At 72.4% G+C, this 20,285-nt stretch carries 18 protein-coding genes; 9 read left to right on the top strand and 9 right to left on the bottom strand.

The window, feature by feature from the left end; genetic code table 11:
- Positions 1 to 98 precede the first annotated feature (98 nt).
- The 5 genes from ACMA1D_RS19260 (at position 99) to ACMA1D_RS19240 (ending at position 6,275) form a co-directional block, all read left to right on the top strand.
- On the top strand, positions 99 to 1,700 hold the full coding sequence (locus tag ACMA1D_RS19260; protein ID WP_414725286.1) for an ABC transporter ATP-binding protein: 1,602 nt from the start codon (positions 99 to 101) through the stop codon (positions 1,698 to 1,700).
- On the top strand, positions 1,697 to 2,815 hold the full coding sequence (locus tag ACMA1D_RS19255; protein ID WP_414725236.1) for an ABC transporter permease: 1,119 nt from the start codon (positions 1,697 to 1,699) through the stop codon (positions 2,813 to 2,815). Before ACMA1D_RS19260 ends, ACMA1D_RS19255 begins: the two co-directional genes overlap by 4 nt.
- On the top strand, positions 2,812 to 4,125 hold the full coding sequence (locus tag ACMA1D_RS19250) for an ABC transporter permease (protein WP_414725235.1): 1,314 nt from the start codon (positions 2,812 to 2,814) through the stop codon (positions 4,123 to 4,125). Before ACMA1D_RS19255 ends, ACMA1D_RS19250 begins: the two co-directional genes overlap by 4 nt.
- A complete protein-coding gene (locus tag ACMA1D_RS19245; protein ID WP_414725234.1) occupies positions 4,122 to 4,604 on the top strand; it encodes a cytidine deaminase in 483 nt (160 codons plus the stop codon). Before ACMA1D_RS19250 ends, ACMA1D_RS19245 begins: the two co-directional genes overlap by 4 nt.
- A gap of 393 nt (positions 4,605 to 4,997) precedes the next feature.
- A complete protein-coding gene (locus tag ACMA1D_RS19240) occupies positions 4,998 to 6,275 on the top strand; it encodes a thymidine phosphorylase (protein WP_414725233.1) in 1,278 nt (425 codons plus the stop codon).
- A 437-nt stretch (positions 6,276 to 6,712) separates the two neighbouring features.
- Here ACMA1D_RS19240 and ACMA1D_RS19235 read toward each other — a convergent pair whose 3' ends face one another.
- Positions 6,713 to 7,885 carry an MFS transporter gene (locus ACMA1D_RS19235; protein WP_414725285.1) on the bottom strand — a complete coding sequence of 391 codons (1,173 nt, stop codon included), beginning with the start codon at positions 7,883 to 7,885 and terminating at the stop codon, positions 6,713 to 6,715.
- A gap of 1,230 nt (positions 7,886 to 9,115) precedes the next feature.
- On the opposite strand from ACMA1D_RS19235, the gene ACMA1D_RS19230 reads away from it, so the two are divergent.
- Positions 9,116 to 10,048: a LysR family transcriptional regulator gene (locus tag ACMA1D_RS19230; protein ID WP_414725232.1), complete on the top strand. Its 933-nt coding sequence runs from the start codon at positions 9,116 to 9,118 to the stop codon at positions 10,046 to 10,048.
- A 402-nt stretch (positions 10,049 to 10,450) separates the two neighbouring features.
- Here ACMA1D_RS19230 and ACMA1D_RS19225 read toward each other — a convergent pair whose 3' ends face one another.
- Together ACMA1D_RS19225 and ACMA1D_RS19220 are read right to left on the bottom strand one after the other, a co-directional pair.
- Entirely contained in the window at positions 10,451 to 11,089 is a 639-nt protein-coding gene (locus tag ACMA1D_RS19225; RefSeq protein ID WP_414725231.1) for a TlpA family protein disulfide reductase, read from the bottom strand.
- A 258-nt stretch (positions 11,090 to 11,347) separates the two neighbouring features.
- The gene (locus tag ACMA1D_RS19220) at positions 11,348 to 12,121 is read right to left on the bottom strand and encodes an alpha/beta hydrolase (protein WP_414725230.1); all 774 of its coding nucleotides are present in this window, start codon (positions 12,119 to 12,121) and stop codon (positions 11,348 to 11,350) included.
- 115 nt (positions 12,122 to 12,236) lie between these two features.
- Here ACMA1D_RS19220 and ACMA1D_RS19215 point away from each other — a divergent pair, with 115 nt between their 5' ends.
- Entirely contained in the window at positions 12,237 to 13,367 is a 1,131-nt protein-coding gene (locus ACMA1D_RS19215; RefSeq protein WP_414725229.1) for an adenosine deaminase, read from the top strand.
- A gap of 174 nt (positions 13,368 to 13,541) precedes the next feature.
- The gene (locus ACMA1D_RS19210) at positions 13,542 to 13,775 is read left to right on the top strand and encodes a hypothetical protein (protein ID WP_414725228.1); all 234 of its coding nucleotides are present in this window, start codon (positions 13,542 to 13,544) and stop codon (positions 13,773 to 13,775) included.
- Between the two features lie 301 nt (positions 13,776 to 14,076).
- Here ACMA1D_RS19210 and ACMA1D_RS19205 read toward each other — a convergent pair whose 3' ends face one another.
- The 5 genes from ACMA1D_RS19205 to afsQ1 all read right to left on the bottom strand — a co-directional run bounded on the left by ACMA1D_RS19205 (position 14,077) and on the right by afsQ1 (position 18,111).
- Positions 14,077 to 14,283, bottom strand: coding sequence for a PspC domain-containing protein (locus tag ACMA1D_RS19205; RefSeq protein ID WP_414725227.1), 207 nt, complete (start codon positions 14,281 to 14,283; stop codon positions 14,077 to 14,079).
- Between the two features lie 93 nt (positions 14,284 to 14,376).
- Positions 14,377 to 14,925 (bottom strand): VanZ family protein, encoded by a 549-nt coding sequence (locus tag ACMA1D_RS19200; RefSeq protein WP_414725226.1) that lies wholly within the window; start codon positions 14,923 to 14,925, stop codon positions 14,377 to 14,379.
- Between the two features lie 209 nt (positions 14,926 to 15,134).
- Positions 15,135 to 15,869 carry a hypothetical protein gene (locus ACMA1D_RS19195; protein WP_414725225.1) on the bottom strand — a complete coding sequence of 245 codons (735 nt, stop codon included), beginning with the start codon at positions 15,867 to 15,869 and terminating at the stop codon, positions 15,135 to 15,137.
- Positions 15,866 to 17,383: an ATP-binding protein gene (locus ACMA1D_RS19190; protein ID WP_414725284.1), complete on the bottom strand. Its 1,518-nt coding sequence runs from the start codon at positions 17,381 to 17,383 to the stop codon at positions 15,866 to 15,868. Before ACMA1D_RS19190 ends, ACMA1D_RS19195 begins: the two co-directional genes overlap by 4 nt.
- Before the next feature lie 50 nt (positions 17,384 to 17,433).
- Positions 17,434 to 18,111: a two-component system response regulator AfsQ1 gene (gene afsQ1, locus ACMA1D_RS19185; RefSeq protein WP_349994260.1), complete on the bottom strand. Its 678-nt coding sequence runs from the start codon at positions 18,109 to 18,111 to the stop codon at positions 17,434 to 17,436.
- Between the two features lie 234 nt (positions 18,112 to 18,345).
- Between afsQ1 and ACMA1D_RS19180 the strand changes: the two genes are divergently transcribed.
- Positions 18,346 to 19,143, top strand: a complete 798-nt coding sequence (locus ACMA1D_RS19180) for a SigE family RNA polymerase sigma factor (protein ID WP_414725224.1) — start codon at positions 18,346 to 18,348, stop codon at positions 19,141 to 19,143.
- A 407-nt stretch (positions 19,144 to 19,550) separates the two neighbouring features.
- Here the strand turns inward: ACMA1D_RS19180 and ACMA1D_RS19175 are convergent, their stop codons facing one another.
- A complete protein-coding gene (locus tag ACMA1D_RS19175; protein WP_414725223.1) occupies positions 19,551 to 20,177 on the bottom strand; it encodes a uridine kinase family protein in 627 nt (208 codons plus the stop codon).
- Positions 20,178 to 20,285: the final 108 nt, after the last annotated feature.

Here is a 20,285-nt window from a genome sequence, read left to right as displayed (position 1 = left end):
CGGGCCTGGAGGCAGCCGCGCAACCGCTGCTTCCGGGCCCTTCCCCTGAGTTCACCCAGCCCGCACCGGGCCGTCCCGCCCCACCCTCAGGAGTCGCCATCAAAGCCGCCAGCGCCCGCCCGGGCGAGCCACCCGCAGGCGACGGCCACCCCCTCGCCGTCGAACTCCACGGAATCACCAAGCGGTTCCCCGGTGTCGTCGCCAACCACGACATCGACATCGAGGTACGCCGCGGCACCGTGCACGCCCTCGTCGGCGAGAACGGCGCGGGCAAGTCCACGCTGATGAAGATCCTCTACGGCATGCAGCGCCCCGACGAGGGCACCATCGCCATCGATGGCCAGCGGGCCGACCTGCACTCGCCGGGCGACGCCATCGCCCGCGGCGTGGGCATGGTGCACCAGCACTTCATGCTCGCCGACTACCTCACCGTCCTGGAGAACATCGTCCTGGGCGCCGAGAAGCTGCACGGCATCGGTGCCAGGGCGCGCGCGAAGGTGCGGGAGATCTCCGACGCGTACGGGCTCGGCGTGCGGCCCGACGCGCTGGTGGAGCACCTCGGCGTCGCCGACCGGCAGCGCGTGGAGATCCTGAAGGTGCTCTACCGCGGCGCCCGCATCCTGATCCTGGACGAGCCGACCGCGGTGCTGGTGCCGCAGGAGGTCGACGCGCTCTTCGACAACCTGCGCGAGCTCAAGTCCGAGGGCCTGACCGTCATCTTCATCTCGCACAAGCTGGGCGAGGTGCTCTCGGTCGCCGACGACATCACCGTCATCCGGCGCGGCACCACGGTCGCATCGGTCGCCCCGGCCGAGACCACCGCCAAGCAGCTCGCCGAGCTGATGGTGGGCTCCGAACTGCCGTCCCCGCAGACCAGTGGCTCCACTGTCACCGACGTCGAGCTGCTCACCGTGCGGGAGTTGCGGCTCACCGCCACCGACGTGGACGGCGTGGACCGGCCCGTACTCGACGGCATCGACCTCACCATCCGCAAGGGCGAGGTGCTCGGCATCGCCGGCGTCGAGGGCAACGGACAGGCCGAACTGGTCGAGGCCATCATGGGCATGCGGAACCCGGACGGCGGGGTGATCACCCTGGACGGGCAGGACATCTCGCACGCCCCCACCCGCGCCCGCCGCGAGGGCGGCATCGGCTACATCCCCGAGGACCGGCACCGGCACGCGCTGCTCCTGGACGCGCCGCTGTGGGAGAACCGCATCCTGGGGCACGTCACCGAACCGCCCAACAGCCGCGGCTGGCTGCTCGACCCGGGCGCCGCCCGGCGCGACACCGAGCGGATCGTGGCCGAGTACGACGTGCGCACCCCCGGCATCGAGGTCACCGCGGCCTCGCTGTCCGGCGGCAACCAACAGAAGCTCATCGTCGGCCGCGAGATGAGCCACCAGCCCAAGCTGCTCATCGCGGCCCACCCCACGCGCGGCGTCGACGTCGGCGCGCAGGCCCAGATCTGGGACCAGATCAGGGCCGCACGCAGCGAGGGCCTGGCGGTGCTGCTGATCTCGGCCGACCTGGACGAGCTGATCGGCCTGTCCGACACGCTGCGGGTGATGTACCGCGGGCGGCTCGTCGCCGACGCCGACCCGGCCACCATCACCCCCGAAGAGCTGGGCTCGGCGATGACCGGCGCGGCCGGCGGCCACTTGGAGCACCCCACCGACGGGCCGGGAGAGGGCCGATGAAGAAGATCGACAAGGAACGGGTGCTGCTGGCGATCGCCGCACCCGCCCTCGCCCTGGTCGCCGCGTTCGCCCTGACCGCGCTGGTGCTGCTGGCCACCGGCAAGGAGCCGTTCAACGCGTTCAGCGTGATGTTCGAGTACGGCACCAAGTCCGACAGCCAGGTCTACATCCTCAACAAGGCCACCACGTACTACCTGGCCGGACTCGCCGTCGCCATCGGCTTCCGGATGAACCTGTTCAACATCGGCGTGGACGGCCAGTACCGGCTCTCCGCCTTCCTCGCGGCGGCCGTCGGCGGGGCGCTGAACCTGCCGGGCCTGGTGCAGATCCCGCTGATCATCCTGGTGGCCATGCTGGTCGGCGCCATGTGGGCGTCGATCGCGGGACTCCTCAAGGTCTACCGCGGCGTCAGCGAGGTGATCAGCACCATCATGCTGAACTCGCTGGCCACCGCGCTGATCAGCTATCTGCTCGTGGACGGCCGGCTCGGCGTGTTGGACAAGGACACCAACATCGTCTCCACCGAACCGCTCCCCTCATCCAGCCACTTCTTCACCATCCCGGCCGGCGGCGACCTCGACCCGATCTGGGGCTTCCTGGTGGTGGCGGTCCTGGCCGGCTTCGGGTTCTGGTTCGTGCTGGGCCGCACCAGGTTCGGCTTCGACCTGCGCTCGGTGGGCCGCTCCGAGCCCGCGGCGCAGGCCAGCGGCGTCGGCGTCAAGCGCATGATCGTCACCAGCATGGTGCTCTCCGGCGCGATGGCGGGCCTGGTCGGCATGCCGACCCTGCTCAACGACACCCACCAGTTCACCTCGGACTTCCCGCTCGGCGTCGGCTTCACCGGCATCGCGGTGGCCCTGCTCGGCCGCAACAACCCCGTCGGCATCGCGCTCGGCGCACTGCTGTGGGGCTTCCTCGAACGCGGCGCCAACCGCCTGGAGTTCGAGGGCTACGACAAGGAGATCGTCGGCGTGATGCAGGGCGTCATCGTGCTGTGCGTCGTCATCTCGTACGAACTGGTGCGCCGCTACGGCATCAAGCGCCAGCAGCAGCGGGTGGGCGCCGAACTCGCCGCCCAGGCCATCGATCTCAGCAAGCGGGAGGTGGCCCAGTGAGCGGCACCCCGACCCTCCAGAAGACCCCCAAGGACCAGGAGCCCGGCGGCGCCAGCCGGACCGCGCGCGGCCGGCTCTCCTTCGCCAAGGTGCTGCTGATCATCGCGGGCGCGCTGCTCACGCTGTCGGTGGTGCGCGAGATCGTCGACCAGGTCGCCAGCGGTCAGACCCCGGCGTTCAACAACATCACCTCCTCCGGGCAGATCGCCGCCGGCCTCTCGATGGCCGTCCCGATCGGCCTGGCCGGCCTCGGCGGCCTGTGGGCCGAGCGGGCCGGCGTGGTCAACATCGGCCTTGAGGGGATGATGATCCTCGGTACGTTCTTCGGCGCCTGGGCCGGCTTCCAGTGGGGCCCGTGGGTGGGCGTGCTGGCCGGTGTGCTCGGCGGCGCGGTCGGCGGCCTGGTGCACGCGGTGGCCACGGTCACCTTCGGCGTGGACCACATCATCTCCGGCGTCGCGATCAACATCCTGGCGCTCGGCGCCACCACGTACCTGGCCAAGCGCTGGTTCGAGCCGCTGTCCGAGGAGGGCGGCAGCCCCAAGCAGTCGCCGCAGGTGGACGACATCCAGCAGTTCACGGTGCCCGGCCTGTCCGACTGGCTGGCCGACCTGGAGAAGCACCACTGGTTCCTGCTGTCCGACCTCGCGGGCATCCTCGGCGGCCTGGTCACCGACATCTCGGCGCTGACGATCGTGGCCATCGCCCTGTTCGCCGGGACCTTCTTCGTGCTGTGGCGGACGTCCTTCGGGCTGCGCCTGCGCTCCTGCGGCGAGAACCCGATCGCCGCCGAGTCGCTCGGCGTCAACGTCTACTTCTACAAGTACGCGGCCGTCGTCACCTCCGGTGCGCTCGCCGGCCTCGGCGGCGTCTTCCTGGCCCTGGTCCGCTCGCACATCTACAACGAGGGGCAGACCGGCGGCCGGGGCTACATCGGACTCGCGGCCATGCTGTTCGGCAACTGGCGGCCCGGCGGGCTGGCCATGGGCGCCGGCCTGTTCGGCTACTCCGACGCGCTGCAACTGCGCAGCGGCGGCACCACCGTGCACGCCCTGTTGCTGCTGCTCGCGCTCGGCCTGCTCGCCCTGGCGGTATGGCGACTCACCCGCAAGGAGCACGTCGCGGCCACGCTGAGCGGCCTGGCCGCCGCCCTCCTGATCCTCTGGTACGCCATGACCGACTCCGTACCGAACGAACTGGTCGGCGCCACGCCGTACATCGTGACCCTGCTGGTCATGGCGCTGGCCGCGCAACGCCTGCGGATGCCCAAGGCCAACAACAAGCCCTATCGACGGGGGCAGGGCACATGACGGGCCGGGACGCACCGCACGGTGCGGCTGGTGACGCGCCTCGCGACGGGGCCGGTGACGCGGCCGGTGACGCGGCGCGTGGCGTGCTCGACGAGGCCGGCTGGCAGGAGTTGCGGGACCGGGCCAGGTCGGCGATGACCCGCGCCTACGCGCCGTACTCCGGCTTCCCGGTCGGGGCGGCTGCCCTGGTCTCCGACGGGCGCACGGTCACCGGCTGCAACGTGGAGAACGCCGCGTACGGGGTGGCGCTGTGCGCCGAGTGCGGTCTTGTCTCCGCCCTGGTCGCCGGCGGTGGCGGCCGGCTCACCGCCTTCACCTGCTGCGACGGGGAGGGCCGGGTGCTGATGCCGTGCGGCAGGTGCCGGCAGTTGCTGTGGGAGCACGGCGGCCCCGGCCTCCAGGTGGACACCGCCCGTGGCATCCGCCCGCTCGCCGAACTCCTCCCGGACGCGTTCGGCGCCGCCGACCTCGAACGCTAGCCGTGCGCCCCGGGCACCGGCCGGATGGCGGGTACCCGGGGCGTACGGGGTCGTACTGCGGTGTGGTGGGCGTGCCGGCGCCTTATCCGGCCGGTCGGGATACGGCCGGTCGGGCCGGGGCCTGTCGCCCCAGTCGGCCCTGTCGCTTCCGTCCGCGCCGGCCCGAGCCTGGTGGGCGTGGGCGTGGGCCGGGGCGCGGGGCAGGGGCGGGTAGGCGCGGGGCGGGTCGGCGGCTCGCCCGGCGGTCCGGGAGCTTCGTGCCACCAGCGGCGCACGCCGGCGCCCCAGTGCCCATCAGCACCACCGAGTCATTCGGCGCATCCCCCGCATCCAGCACACCCGGCGCATCGAACGCACCCGACGCATCCGACGTACAGAAAGGCCCGCACGCCCATGGACGCCATTTCCGTCATCCGTGCCAAGCGCGACGGCGACCGCCTCACCGACGCCCAGATCGACTGGGTCATCGACGCGTACACCCGCGGCGAGGTCGCTCACGAGCAGATGTCCGCGCTGGCCATGGCGATCTACCTGAACGGCATGGACCGCGCCGAGATCGCCCGCTGGACCGCGGCCATGATCGCCTCGGGCGAGCGGATGGACTTCGCCGCGCTGCCCAGGCCCACCACCGACAAGCACTCCACCGGCGGCGTCGGCGACAAGATCACGCTGCCCCTCGCGCCGCTCGTCGCGGCCTGCGGCGCGGCCGTTCCCCAACTCTCCGGCCGCGGCCTCGGCCACACCGGCGGCACCCTGGACAAGCTGGAGTCGATCCCCGGCTGGCGGGCCGCGCTCAGCAACGAGGAGATGATGGCCGTACTGGCCGACGTCGGCTCGGTCATCTGTGCCGCCGGTGACGGCCTGGCGCCGGCCGACAAGAAGCTGTACGCGCTGCGCGACGTCACCGGCACGGTCGAGTCGATCCCGCTCATCGCCTCCTCCATCATGTCCAAGAAGATCGCCGAGGGCACCGGCGCGCTGGTGCTCGACGTCAAGGTCGGCTCGGGCGCCTTCATGAAGGACATCGAGGCGGCCCGCGAACTGGCCGCCACCATGGTGGGCCTGGGCACCGACCACGGGGTGCGCACCGTCGCGCTGCTGACCGACATGTCCACGCCGCTCGGCCTGACCGCGGGCAACGCGCTCGAAGTGCGCGAGTCGGTCGAGGTGCTGGCCGGCGGCGGCCCGGCCGACGTGGTGGAACTGACGGTGGCGCTGGCCAGGGAGATGCTGACGGCGGCCGGCCTGCCGGACGCCGATCCGGAGCGCGCGCTGGCCGACGGCTCGGCCATGGACCACTGGCGCCGGATGATCCTCGCCCAGGGCGGCGACCCGGACGCGGCACTGCCCGTCGCCCGCGAACAGCACGTGGTGAACGCGTCCGGCGACGGCGTGCTCACCACGCTGGACGCGTACGCGGTCGGCGTGGCGGCCTGGCGTCTTGGCGCCGGGCGGGCCCGCCGTGAAGACCCGGTCCAGGCGGGCGCCGGCATCGAACTGCACGCCAAGCCCGGCGACAAGATCACCGCAGGTCAGCCGCTTCTGACCCTGCACACGGACACCCCGGAGAAGTTCGGCTACGCGCTGGAGGCGCTCAACGGCGGCGTCCTGATCGCCCCGGCGGACACCGAGTTCACCCCGCAGCCGGTGGTGCTCGACCGGATCGGCTAGCGGCCGGGAGGGGCGCGGGCGGTACGAACCGTGGGGCTGGACGCCATCCGCTAGCACGGGGAGTGGTGGGTCCGGGCCTGCCCTGTGGAGGAACCGGGGCCGCCACGAAAAACGCTCACACGTTCGAGTGGTGGGTGGCGGCGGGCCTGTTCGGGGCCGGTGGAGGCGTGGTGCGATGGATGGCACGTCGGACGGATGCCGCAACGGGGCGGCATCCGCAGGGAGGGGCCGTCATGAGCGGGCGTCTGGCATGTCTTCTGTGGGCTTGGATCGCCAACTGGGCTTGTTCGCACCGTAGTTGGGCGGCTGGGAGGGTGGCACGTGACCCCCGTCCGGGCCTCGCCGATGGGACTCTCGGCGTACGGCCGCCGCCCGTGGCCCGGCAGGGTTGCCGGGTCACGGGCGCGGCGAATGCGGGGAGGTGGTGGCGTCGCCGGTCAGCGTGCCGTCGCCAGGGCCCGCCGCTCGGCCAGCGCCCGGCGCGTCGCGTAGAGCGTGATGCCCGCCGCGCCGACCATGGCCACGAGCCCGAGGACCACGGTGCCCTCCCACCCCGCCGTATGGAAGGCCATGGCGCCCAACGTGCCGCCCGCACTGCTGCCGAGGTAGTACGCGGACTGGTAGAGCGCGGACGCCTGGGCGCGCCCGGTGGTCGCGGTGCGGCTGACCGACGAGGAGGCCACCGCGTGCCCGGCGAAGAATCCCGCGGTGATCAACACCAGCCCCAGCACCACCGCGAGCAGCGAATCCGCCAGCGACAGCAGCAGCCCGAGCGTCGTGGTCCCCACCGCCAGGTAGAGCGCACCGCGCCGCCCCAGTCGGCCGACCAGCCGACCCGCCGCGGCCGAGGAGAGGGTGCCCACCAGGTAGACCAGGAAGATCGAACCGACCACGCCCTGCGGCAGCCCGAACGGCTCGGCGACCAGTCGGTAGCCGATGACGGTGTAGACCGCGCCGAACACGGTCATGAACAGCGCCCCGATCGCGTACAGGCGCCGCAGCAGCGGATCTGCCAGGTGGCCACCGATGGTGCGGGCCAGCGCCCGCGGCCCGGCCGGCTGCGCGGCGAAGTGCCGGGCCGGCGGCACCAGCAACCGGAACACCACCACGCACGCCGCGGTGAGCAGTCCGACCGCGGCCAGCGCGGCGCGCCAGCCCCAGGCCTGGGCCACCCAGCCGGTGAGAATGCGCCCGGTCATGCCGCCGATGCTGTTGCCGGCGACGAACAGACCGATCGCGCCGACCAGCGCCTTGGCCCGGACCTCTTCCGCGAGGTAGGCCATCGCGGATGCCGGCACCCCGGCCAGCGCCGCGCCCTGCACCGCCCGCAGCGCGATCAGCCAACCCAGGTTGGGCGCGAACGGGGTGAGCAGCGCGACGACCGCGGCAATGCCCAGCGACACGGTCATCAGGGTGCGCCGGCCGAACCGTTCGGAGAGCGCACTGAGCGGCAGCACGGCGAGCGCGAGCGCGCCGGTGGCGGCCGATACGGTCCAGCTCGCCTGGCCTGGCGTCACCCCGAGGTCGCCGGAGATCGCGGGCAGCAGCGCCTGCGTGGAGTACAGCAGCGCGAAGGTGGAGATGCCTGCCGCGAAGAGCCCCAGGCTCATCCGCCGATATCCCGGCCCGCCGGGACGCAGCTTGCCGCCCTCGGCATCCGTCTCTCCCGTCCCGACGGGCCCCCGCCCCGTGCCGTTGCCGGCACCGCCGCTGGCCACCACCCGGCTGGAGCTGCGTCCGGCCACTGAACTCACCTGAGTGGCAACGGATTTGGACGGCGAAGGCGGAGTGTCCTCCGCACCGCGGGTGCCGCAGGGGCGGGCCATGGGGGCCACCGTCTGGTGGGCGCGCTCGCCGCGCGGGGCGCGGTGGGGGCCGTCGACACAGTCGGTGTGCACCATCCGGTCGGCTCGGTTGGTGGAGCCGGTGGTGCGGGGCGCCGTGGTGCGGTGCTGGGCGGCGCTGGTGGCACCGGGGCACGCACTGCCGGGGGCCGTCATGCGGCCCGAACGGCTCGACGGCGCGGGCGTGGTCGTCGCGTGGGTGGAGGACGGCGCGGTGGAGGCGCCCACTCTGGAGTCGGTGGACGCCTCGGTATCAGCAGGAGGCATGTCCACGACGGTAGGCAAGGCCCCCTCATGCGTCCAATGCACAACACGTCCATAATCAATCCATCAGCGCATTAGTGCAGGTCAGGAGGTTCCGTGTCACGCCAGGGTAAGGAAAAAGTCACGTCGACCACATCGGGCGCCATGCGGCAACCCCCCTCGACCCCACCCCGAGCACCCGCCCCTGCGGCAACCCCTTCCGCCCCACCCCCACCCGACACGCCCGCCCCTTCGTCCGTCCCAGCGCACCCCGTCACCGAAGGAGCCTCAGCCTCTGCTGGCACGGACCCCGTTGGGGGCGGTGGCGGTTGGACGTCCACCGGTGGAGCGCCGCACCAACCCGAAGCTTCCACCGCGCCGCAGTCCCCAACGGGAGCGTCGAACACCTCAGGCACGCCGGGTGTCCCACGCACGCCAACGGCAGCACGGACGGCTGAGTCTGAGTCTGCATCTGGGGCTACGGCTGGGGCTGGGGTTGAACCTGAGTCCGGGGCTGGGCCCGAGGCCGGGGCTTCATCTGGTGCCGGGTCGAGGGCTGCGGTGCGAGCGTCGCGTGGGCGCGTTGAGGGAGGCGGCGAGGAGGCGGGCGGCGAGGAGGTGGCTCGTGGAGCGGGAGAGAGGGCCCGGATAGGGGCGGCCCGTGCGGCGGCGGCCTCGTCCCGGGGCCCGGCGGTGTCGGCGCGTACGCCGGGTGCGGCGGTCGCCGGGCCGCGGGCGCCGAGGCCGGCCGGAGTGCCGAGCGGTGGGCCCGGCACCCTGGCCGCCTCGTGGGGTGCGGCGCTGGCACCGAGGCTGGTCCAGTTCGCGGCCGTGGCCAGGTACGAGCACGTCACCCGGGCCGCACAGCAACTCGGCGTGCCCCAGTCCACCCTCAGCCGGGCCATGGTGCGGCTCGAACAGGACCTGGGCGTGGCCCTGTTCGCCCGGCACGGCCGCACGCTCTCGCTCACCCCGGCCGGGCGCACCTTCCACGCCTCGACACAGCGGGCGCTGGCCGAGGTGGAGCGGGCCGCCGAGTCGGTTCGCGCCGACGCCGACCCGGCCGCGGGCAAGGTCGCCTTCGGCTTCCTGCACACGCTCGGCTCGGAGACCGTCCCCGGCCTCCTGCGCACCTTCCGCGCCGACCACCCGCGGGTGCGCTTCCAACTCGTCCAGAACTACGGCGAAGCCATGATCGAACGCCTCCGCGCGGGCGATCTGGACCTCTGTCTGACCTCACCCGTTCCCGACGCCCCCGACCTGGTCGCCCGCCGGCTGGACGAGCAGAAGCTGAGGCTGGTCGTCCCCGACGACCACCGGCTGGCCCACCGCAAGCGCGTCCGCCTCGCCGAGGCGTCCGCCGAACTCTTCGTCACCCTCGAACCGGGCTACGGGCTGCGCCGGATCACCGATGCGGTGTGCGCCGAGGCCGGGTTCACCCCGAAGGTCGCCTTCGAAGGGGAGGAGGCCGAGACGTTGCGCGGTCTGGTCGCGGCCGGCCTCGGCGTCGCCCTGCTGCCGCCGCCCGCGGTCCCACGGCCCGGCGTGGTGGAGCTGACGGTCACGGCGCCGCGCGCGGTGCGCGAGATCGGCGTGGCCTGGCTCGACGGCCATGTGGACACCGCACCGGTAGCGGCCTTCAAGCGGTTCCTGCTGAGCCGCCGCGGCCAACTCCTACCCCGCTGACCCACCACACCGGGACCACCACCCCGCCCCTCGACGAAAGGAGCCCGCCCCATGTCCGCACCGTCTCCACCCGCTGGGCGCCCGCGCCCGCGACAGCGCCATGGTGCGGTGCCGCGCAGCACCGTACGAGGACCGACGGACCCACCGGACCACCCGACAGACCTGGCGGACAGCTTCCGTACGCCCCGCACCTGCCGCGGGGCACACGACCCCGATCCACGGGTGTCCCTCGGTACCGTCCTCCAAGCCCGTGCCCAAGCCCAGGCCCGTGCCCAAGCCCAGGCCCGAGCCCGGACGTCAGCCCCAGCCCGAACCCCTGACCGGGCCCGGGGCGGAGCTCAGGGCCGCGCCCGGGGCACGCGCCTGTGGGCAGCGGCGAGAGTGGCGTCCGGAGTTCCGGGGTCAGACCTTCTCGGCGACCAGTGGGGCGAGCGCCTTGCGGAGGTCGTCTTCGCCGATCGGACTCAGCGCACGGGCCGCGATCTTGCCGTCGCGGTCGATGAACAGGGTGGAGGGGATGCCCTGCGGGTTGAAGCTGCCCTTGGGGAAACGCAGCGCGAGCTTGCCCGACGGGTCGTGCCAACTCGGGTAGCGCACCCCGAATTCCTTCTCGAACTTGGTGGCCGGGACCTTGTCGTGGTCGCTGTTGAGACCGATGAAGGCGACGTCGTTCCGGGTCTCGCCGGCGACCTTCACCAGTTCCGGGGTCTCGGCGCGGCATGGCGGGCACCAGGATGCCCAGAGGTTGATCGCGATGACCTTGCCCCGGTAGTCGGCGAGGCGGAGTTGCTTGCCGTCCAAGGTGACCCCGGAGAGTTCGGGTGCGGCCCTGCGCCCGTCCTTGGCCACGGTCTCGATGACGCTGGAGCCCTGCCGGGTGAAGGCGGCGTCGCCCTTGCCCTGACCGTCGCCGCTACAGCCGGTGAGCGCCACAGTGGCGGCGAGCACACCGGCCGCCGCGCCGGCGACCGCGGGCCGACTCCCGCGACGGTGCGTACGACTGCGGATACCAGCGGGGCGGACCGGCCGACGAAGAGGCATGCGCACAAGTCTTCCATGGCCGACTCCAGGCCACCCGCGCACCCCACACCACCCCGCCGAGACCTCGCACGCCCAACCCCACCCCCACCCCGAGCCCGCCCCGCCTCACCGCCTTGCGGATCGGCCGCCCCTGGCGGCTCGGCCCCGGTACGTACGGCGGGCAGGCCAACCCGCACGCACGTCAGGCCAACCCGTACGCCGTGCGCGCCGCCCCGTGCGTCGGGTGCAGTCGGTCGCGGCCGGCGGGTTCGCCGCCGGTCAGCGCCGGAGCGAGGCGCCGAAACCCGCTGCCAGGGGCATGCGGAGGCCCAGTGGGGGCGGGGCGGCCAGCGCATCTGCAAGTGGACGCGCGTAGTCCTGGTCGAAGAGGGAGCCCAGGGCGAAGTCGGCGGCGAGCGCGTACACCTCGGTCCGGTGTTGGTGCAGCCGATGGCCGTCGGTGTGCACCTCGAAGCGGCAGACGGAGCTGTTGATCTTCTTGGCCCGTTCCACCAGCCGGTAGGAGAGCTCGGGATGGGTGTGGGCGTCGTTGGTGCCGTGGACGACCAGGACCCGCCGGCCGATCAGGTGCTTGACGGGGTCCGGGTTGAGCTTCGCCTCCTGGCTCGGCAGCCACGGTGCCAGCGCGAGTACGGAACCGACCGCCGGGTGCCCGCCGGCCCGCAGCGCGGCCCGCGCCCCCATGCCCCGCCCGACCAGACAGATCGGTACGTCCCCGTAGCGCCGCACCACTTCCTCCACGGCCCACTCCGCGTCCTGGGCGGGGTCGGCGGCGGGGCCGTTCCAGCCGCGATAGCGGTAGCGCACCACGTGTGCCGTCAGCCCCTCGGGCCGGCCGGCCTTGGCCAGCCCGTGCGCCAGGGACCACATCGCGGCGGCCGAACGCGAGGTCGGACGGCGGGTTCCGGTTGGCACGCCGTCCGGCAGCAGCAACACCACGCCGCAGGCGGTCTTCCCCGCCGCCGTCGCCCCCACGGGTCGCCCCAGTCGGGCGCTTCGGTCCGGTCGCTCCGGCAACGATTGCTGAGCCATGCCAGAACGATGGCAGAAGCAACGGTGTACTCCACTACGCGGGCTGGTCACTGTTCCGTATCTATCCGCGCGGTCACCCCAGGTGTTCTACGCGCGTAGGGGCTATGGTGCGCAGATGACGAGCGAGAACATCCAGCAACCGACCCCGGAGCAGATCCGGCGCGCGCCCAAGGCACTGCTGCACGACCACCTCGACGGTGGGCTCCGCCCGGCCACCGTCGTCGAACTGGCCGGGGACATCGGATACGAGGGCCTGCCCGAGACCGAGTCCGCCGCGCTCGGCACCTGGTTCCGCGAGGCGGCCGATTCCGGTTCGCTCGAACGTTACCTGGAGACCTTCGCGCACACCTGTGCCGTCATGCAGACCGCTGACGCGCTGCGCCGGGTGGCGGCCGAGTGTGCCGAGGACCTGGCGGCCGACGGTGTCGTCTACGCCGAGGTGCGCTACGCCCCCGAACAGCACCTGGAGCGCGGCCTGACGCTGGAGCAGGTGGTCGAGGCGGTGAACGACGGCTTCCGCGAGGGCGAGCGCCGGGCGCGCGCCGCCGGCCACCGCATCCGGGTGGGCGCCCTGCTCACCGCGATGCGGCACGCGGCCCGCTCCCTGGAGATCGCCGAACTCGCCAACCGCTACCGCGACCTGGGCGTCGTCGGCTTCGACATCGCGGGCGCCGAAGCGGGTTTCCCACCCACCCGGCACCTGGACGCCTTCGAGTACCTCAAGCGCGAGAACAACCACTTCACCATCCACGCCGGCGAGGCGTTCGGGCTGCCGTCGATCTGGCAGGCGCTCCAGTGGTGCGGCGCCGACCGGCTCGGCCACGGCGTGCGCATCATCGACGACATCCAGATCGCCGACGACGGCACCGTCAGGCTCGGTCGGCTCGCCAGTTACGTACGTGACAAGCGCATCCCGCTGGAGCTCTGCCCGACCTCCAACCTCCAGACCGGCGCCGCCTCTTCGTACGCCGAGCACCCCATCGGCCTGCTGCGCAGGCTGCACTTCCGGGCCACGGTGAACACGGACAACAGGCTGATGAGCGGTACGAGCATGAGCCGCGAGTTCGAGCACCTCGTGTCGACCTTCCGGTACACGCTCGACGACATGCAGTGGTTCACCGTCAATGCGATGAAGTCGGCGTTCATCCCTTTCGATGAACGTCTGGCGATGATCAATGATGTGATCAAGCCCGGTTACGCCGAGTTGAAGGCGGAGTGGCTGTTCCGTCAGTCCACCGTCGGCTAGGCCCTGACCTGCACCGCTGCCCTGCTGTCCGGGTGCGGTCGGGGGTGTGGCGGCAGCGCGGATCACTTCCGGCACAACCGACATCCCGCCTCATGTCTGGTGTTTGCGGGCCGTCGGAGCGGCTGGCTACGTTGCAGTGCCGCTCAAGAACCCCGTACCAAGGGAAGATTTCTCATGAAGCAGGGAACGATCAAGACCCTCGGCGTCGCCGCCGTGGGCATCGCCTTCGCCGCCACCGCCGCCGGTACGGCATCGGCCGCCGGTTCCGGCCTGGAGCCGCTGACCGGCCCCGCCAAGAACGCGGTCAAGACGCTGCCGAAGGACACCAAGACCCTCCCGCAGCCCACGGCCGCGGAGGGCCAGGACCCGGTGCAGGCGCTGCTCGGCGGGCTCCCGATCGGGGGCTGACCCCGCACCACCACGGCCGGACCGGACCGACCGGGTCACACCGGGCGGGTCCGGCCCGGCCACGGGGCAGCCGCGCGGCCCGTGCACGGTTCGGGCGGGCCGCACCGCGCAGTCCAGGATGGGCCGCACCACCGGAGACGGGGGTGCGGCCCATCAGCGTTTCCCCACCGCAGCCGCCCCGCCCCAGGCGCGGGCCGTACCTCAGCGCCCCGCGCGTCCCGTAACCCAGCACCCCGCGCGTCCCGTACCTTCACCCACCTGTCCCGGCGCGGGCCCGGCCGCCGAGTGGTCGCCGCGGGCGTCACCAGGCGTGCCGCCGGTACTTGTCGTCGGCAGGTAGGAGCACCCACAGCGCGAGGTAGAGCAGGAACTGCGGCCCGGGCAGCAGGCACGAGGCGAGGAAGATCAGCCGCATGGTGCGTGCGGACGTTCCGAACCGGTCGGCCAGTCCCGCACAGACACCGGCGATCATCTTGTTGTCCTGGCGGCGTACGAGCGGCGTGGACATGGGGGCCTCCTGGGAGTCGTCGTGGCGTCCCCGGTCGGACCGGGGACCAGCCATGACTCCACGCTAGGCGCGCCCGCCGCAGGTGGCCTCGGCCTACGGTGCGATCCCGACCCTTGGCAGCGTCGGGGTCAACCCCGAGGCCGCGTCCTCCCGCGGCGGTGCCGGCGCGTGCGCGCGCCCCGCCCTGCGGCGGAGGTGACCGCGTACGGCGGGGACCACGGCGAGGTGCGCCAGCGCGACCCCGGCGGTGTTGATCAGGACCGTGTCCACGTCCATGACCTGGCCCGCGATGCTGCCCTGTGCCAGTTCGACCAGGCAGGAGATCAGGGCGCTGGCCAGTACGGTGCGTACCAGCGAGGCCAACTTGTGGGCGTCGATCCGGCCCCCGACCAGCGGGAACAGTACGCCGAGCGGGGCGTAGAGCAGCAGCTCGCGCCCGATGCGGCGGGCGGCCTCCGCGAAGCCGATCTCCAGGTCGCCGCGGATCGACGCCAGCGGCTCCAGATTGCCGGCCGTCACCCATGGGGCGGTCAGCGGGCGCAGGGAAACCCAGCCGATGAAGGCGAGCTGCGCCACGAGGAGGAGGATGCCCGCGACGCGGAAGCGGATGTCGGCCGTGCGGCCGGAACCATGTCCCTGCACGCAAGTCAGGACGCGGCCCCCCGGCGTCCCGGTTCCGCACCCCCCACGGTGACGACCCTCACGCTCCCCGCCCCACGGCCACCCGCACTCAACCGGCACTCCCGCCCCACCCAGCCCCCACCCCAACAGCCACCCACCCACCTCAGCCACCACCCACCCCACACGGCCACCCCACACGACCACCCAGGCACGCTCAGCAGGGGCCCCGCTCACTCGGCCAGCAACGTGCCCGAGCTCTGTGCGCTCGCGGGGTGCTCCCGCAGGTCCGTCCCGCACTCGTAGCGCATGAGGCGGCCCCGGCCAGCCGCCGCCTCGTCGCCCGCCGCGGCCGGGCCGCCGAGCACCACCGTGCGCGCCCCGCGTACCGCGGCGGTCTGCGCGAAGGTGCACACGACCTGGGCGAGCGCCTCCGGGGGCAGTTCGGCCGGCTCCTGGTTCAGCCGCAGCGTGCCGGCTGGATCGCCCGCGGCTGCCGCGGCGACCTGCACGCTCGACGGGACCGCGGTGCTGAAGCCCGCCTCCCGCTCGGGCTGCGAGGGCTGCCGCTGCAACTGGCCGAGCAGCGCCTTCGCGAACTCGGCCGGGCGCGGGTTCTCGTCGCCCTTGGGCAGTTGCAGCGCCCGCGGTACGGGCTCCAGGCGCGCGGCGCACAGCAACTGCACGGTGACGGCGACGTCGGTACGCGGCCGGGCGGGCGCGCTGCTGGCCTGGGTGTCGCAGGAGGCCTGCGAGGGCGCGCCGCCCGCGTCCACCGGTACCGAGGTGCCGCGGATGCCACACCCGGCCACCAGGAGTGCGGCCACCAGTCCGAAGGCCCCGAGCGTGGCCGTCCGGGCGCGCCGCCCGCCCGCCGCCCGCCGGCCAGGCCCGCCACCGGACCCCGCCACCATCGGCAGCGCCACCGATCGCGCCCCTGAAGACGCCCCCGCGGCCTGGGGGTTCATCGCTCGCTCCTCTTGTCCTTGCGGTCGCGGTCCTTCTTGCAGTCCTTCTTGCCGGCCCGCTCCGCCTTGTCCGCGCCCTCGATCACCCGGGAGGCGTCCATCGGCAGCCGCAGCGTGAAGACGGCGCCGCCCTCGGACGAGTTGGCCGCGGTGATCTCGCCGCCGTGGATGTGCGCGTTCTCCAGCGCGATGGACAGGCCGAGCCCGCTGCCCTCCGAGCGCGGTCGGGAGGCGCTGGCCTTGTAGAAGCGGTCGAAGACGTGCGGCAGCACCTCTTCGGGGATGCCGGGGCCGTGGTCGTGCACCTCGATCAGCAGGTCGTCGGCGGCGGGCCGGATCGACACCCGGACCGGCGAGCCGCCGTGCTTGAGCGCGTTGCCGATCAGGTTGGCCAGGATCACGTCGAGCCGTCGGGGGTCGAGCCGGGCCACGATGCCCCGCTCGGCGTCCAGCTCCACCGCGTCCAGCCACGCCCTGGCGTCGATGCAGGCGGTCACCTGGTCGGCCACGTCCACGTCGTCCAGGACCAGCCGGGCGGTGCCCGCGTCGAAGCGGGTCACCTCCATCAGGTTCTCCACCAGGTCGTTCAGCCGCCGGGTCTCGGAGACCACGAGCTGCACGGCGGGCGCGATCATCGGGTCGAGCGAGTCCACCTCTTCTTCGAGCACCTCCGTCACGGCGGTGATCGCGGTCAGCGGCGTCCGCAACTCGTGCGACATGTCGGCGACGAACCGCCGGCTGGACGCCTCCCGCGAGCTCAGGTCCTCGACCCGCTTCTGCAACGACTCGGCGGTGCGGTTGAACGTACGGGACAGATCGGCCAACTCGTCCGTGCCCGAGACGCGCAGCCGGGTGTCCAACTTGCCCTCGCCCAGCTTGCGCGCGGCGTCCGCGAGCCTTCGCACCGGACGCAGCACCGTGGCCGCCGCGGCCTGCGCCAGCAGCGCGGAGCCGATCAGCGCGAGCCCGGTGGCGATCCCCAGCGACCAGGCCAGCGAGTTGAGGTCCATCCGCTCGGTGTCGAGCGACTTGAGCATGTAGCCGGTCGGCCCGCCGCCGATCACCTTGGCGCCGCCCACCAGGTAGGGCTCGCCGTCCAGCGAGATCCGCTGCCAGTACAGGTGGTACTCGTACGCGTTGGAGCTGTCGAGCTCGCGCCGCTTGTTGACCGCCTTCTCCAGCGCCTCCGGCACGATCCCGCGGTGGAACGTCTTCTCGTCGGAGTACGCGGCGCAGCCGGGCCGGCCGTTCCGGTCGGTCAGCAGCAGTACCTCGTACTTCTGCGAACTGCTCGCCATCTGCTGGGCGGCCACGTCCAGGTCATGACAGTCAGGTTGGCGCGGCAGGGTACGGGTGATGTCTTCGAGGGACTTGTTGAAGTCGTCGAGCGCGGCGTTCTGCGTCCGGTTCAGCACGGCGTCGCGGTTGAGCCAGTACGCGATGCCGGACGCGGACGCGGCGGCGACCAGGGCCACCACGGCGAACACCAGCATCAGCCGCACCCGCAGGCTCATCCAGCGCAACAGCCCCGCAGCCCAGCCCCGTACTCGACTGGGCTCATCCGTCACTGGGGAGCATCCAGTCGGTACCCGACCCCACGCACCGTGCGGATCAGCGTCGGCGACGACGGCACGTCCTCGACCTTGGCGCGCAGCCGCTGCACACAGGCGTCGACCAGCCGCGAGTCACCGAGGTAGTCGTGCTCCCACACCAGGCGCAGCAACTGCTGCCGGGACAGCGCCTGCCCCGGGCGGCGGCTGAGCTCCAGCAGGAGCCGCAGTTCGGTGGGGGTGAGCTGGAGGTCCTCGCCGTTCTTGGTGACGGTCATCGCGGAGCGGTCGATCACCAGCGAACCGAAGGACGCCGAGTCGTTCGCCTCCCGCTCACCGCGGCGCAGCACGGCACGGATGCGGGCGTCGAGCACTCGCCCCTGCACCGGTTTGACCACGTAGTCGTCCGCGCCGGACTCAAGGCCCACCACGACGTCGATGTCGTCGTTGCGCGCGGTCAACAAGATGATCGGTAGCTGATCGGTGCGCCTGATGCGGCGACACACCTCAAAGCCGTCGATACCGGGCAGCATCACATCCAGCACGATCAGATCTGGCCGCTGCTCGCGCAGCAGTTGCAGGCCGTCCTCTCCCGACGCCGCGGTCGCCACACGGTGGCCCTGGCGGGACAGAGAGAGTTCGAGGGCCGTGCGGATGGCGTCGTCGTCCTCGATCAGCAACAGGAAAGGCACATTGGTCATTCTGGCCTACAGGTGGGCTGGAGTTCGACCTCCGGGGCCGTGCGGCCGGCCCGTCGGACTCCGAGCGTCCGATAGCCGGACGGCTCGCCGACCCCCCGGCCCCTGTGACAGGGCTGTGACAGTCGACGGACAACGTGATGAAACTGGCTTGCCAATCTTTTGGTCACCGGGCGGAACCCACCCGGTGGCAACGGACTCAGCAGGCTCCAAGACGGGGGGCGCGGCATGAACACCTTGCACGGCACGGCAACCAGCGCAGGTATTCGAACGCGCCTACACGCCGGTTGGAGTCGGACAGGCTCCCAGACCGAGTCTGGGGGAGAGAAGTCCGGTGCTGTGAGCGGGCGGGGGTGCGCTCGCAGCACCGGACGTCAGCGGCCGTCGATCATGTACGTGGCAGCCGTTGACGCGGCCACGGAAGCCCGCGGGGGCACCGCGGTCGCCGTAGGCCAGCAGGAATACGGGGGAGAAGCGGGTGGGGAGGAGCAGCGCGGCAGTCGGGCCGAGGCGGAGTTCACCGCCTACGTCCAGGAGCGCCGCGCCTCCCTGTTCGCCACCGCCTACCACCTGACGGGGGACCGTTACGAGGCGGAGGACCTGCTCCAGAGCGCACTGTTCTCCACCTACCGTGCCTGGGACCGCATCAGTGACAAGGCGGCGGTCGGCGGTTACCTCCGCCGCACCATGACCAATCTGCACATCAGTGCCTGGCGCCGACGCAAGCTGAACGAATACCCGACCGAGGAGTTGCCGGAGACCGTCGGCGACCACGACGCGATGCGCGGCACCGAGCTGCGCGCCGTGCTGTGGCAGGCGCTCGCCCGGCTGCCCGAGATCCAGCGCACCATGCTGGTGCTGCGCTACTACGAGGGCCGGACCGACCCGGAGATCGCCGACATACTCGACATCAGCGTCGGCACCGTGAAGTCCAGCATCTGGCGTTCGCTGCGCCGCCTGCGCAGCGACGACACGCTCGCCTTCGGGCGGGACGAAGAGGAGTCCTTCGGCGAGCTGGTGGCCTGAAGGCTGGGGGAACACGGGGCCGTCTCCTCGGGGGAGGGACGGCACCCGGAAGCACGGGGGGAAAGCACGGGGGCCGTCTTCTGGGGGGAAGACGGGAAGCACCTGAGGGGGGAGCCTCGGCGGCCGGTCTCTGGGGGGAGGCCGGGTTGACCGCCGGGGTGTACGGGGGAAGCAGCGGGGCGGGAGCGGCGCGCGGGGGGTGCGTCGGTCCCGCCCCGCTGCGCATCCCGCACCACCGCGGCCACGTCGTCCATCGGGCGGCGTGGCCGCGGCGCGTCCGGCGTCGGACGCGGCGGGTGGGCGAAGACCGGAGGAGCTGGCCGGACCGCACCGCACCGGGCCGCACCGCACCGGACCGGTGGGCCCGGTTGGGCCAGGTCAGGTCGGACTGGCCGGGTGAGGGCCGGTCAGGCGACCAGTTCGGTTCCGGCGGCGGTCGTCGCGGTGGAGATCCGGCGCAGGGCCGTGGCGCCGTCGCAGCGGTACGCGCCGAGGCCGGTCTGCCGGGCCACGATGCCGCGCTCGGCCCGCAGCAGCCGCAGCCCGCGGCGCAGCAGGTAGGGCACCGGCTTGCGGGCCTCGCGCAGGTCGCGTACGAGCCGGCGGCGGAAGGTGGTCAGCGGGCGGCCGGCCAGGCACAGCGCGTCGGCCAGCAGGCCGAGTTCCCGGCAGCGGTCGACGATCTCCGCGGCGAAGATGCCCTCGGCCACCACGAGCGGAGCGCCGTCCAGGGCGAGGCTGGTGGTGCCGGTGCGCGCGCTGGTGGGGATGTCGTACAGCGGCACCTCGGTGCGGCCGGTGCGGCACAGCGTGTCGATGGCCGCGACCGCCACCTCCGCGTCCCAGGACAGCGGCGAGTCCCAGTCGGTGCCGCCGCCGTCGGCGAGGGCGGGCAGCGACGGGTCGGTGGCCTCCTTGTAGAAGTCGTCCAGGTTGAGGACGGGCAGCCCGGTGCGGGCCGCGAGGGAGGACTTGCCCGAACCCGAAGGGCCGGTCAACAGGATCACGCGGGCGGAAGGGGGAGGCGCTGTCACGGGACACCAGTCTGCGGCATTGCGCCGAATGAGGGACCCCCTGGGCGGGAGAGTGGTTGGCCACCGGCCCCGTCAACTACCGTGCGTGTCCGATCGGTGACCCATTTC

This window comes from Streptomyces sp. 796.1 (assembly GCF_047525675.1).
Lineage (GTDB): Bacteria > Actinomycetota > Actinomycetes > Streptomycetales > Streptomycetaceae > Streptomyces.
The sequence above is the reverse complement of the archived record's forward strand: the minus strand, read 5'-3'. Positions and strand labels throughout refer to the sequence as shown.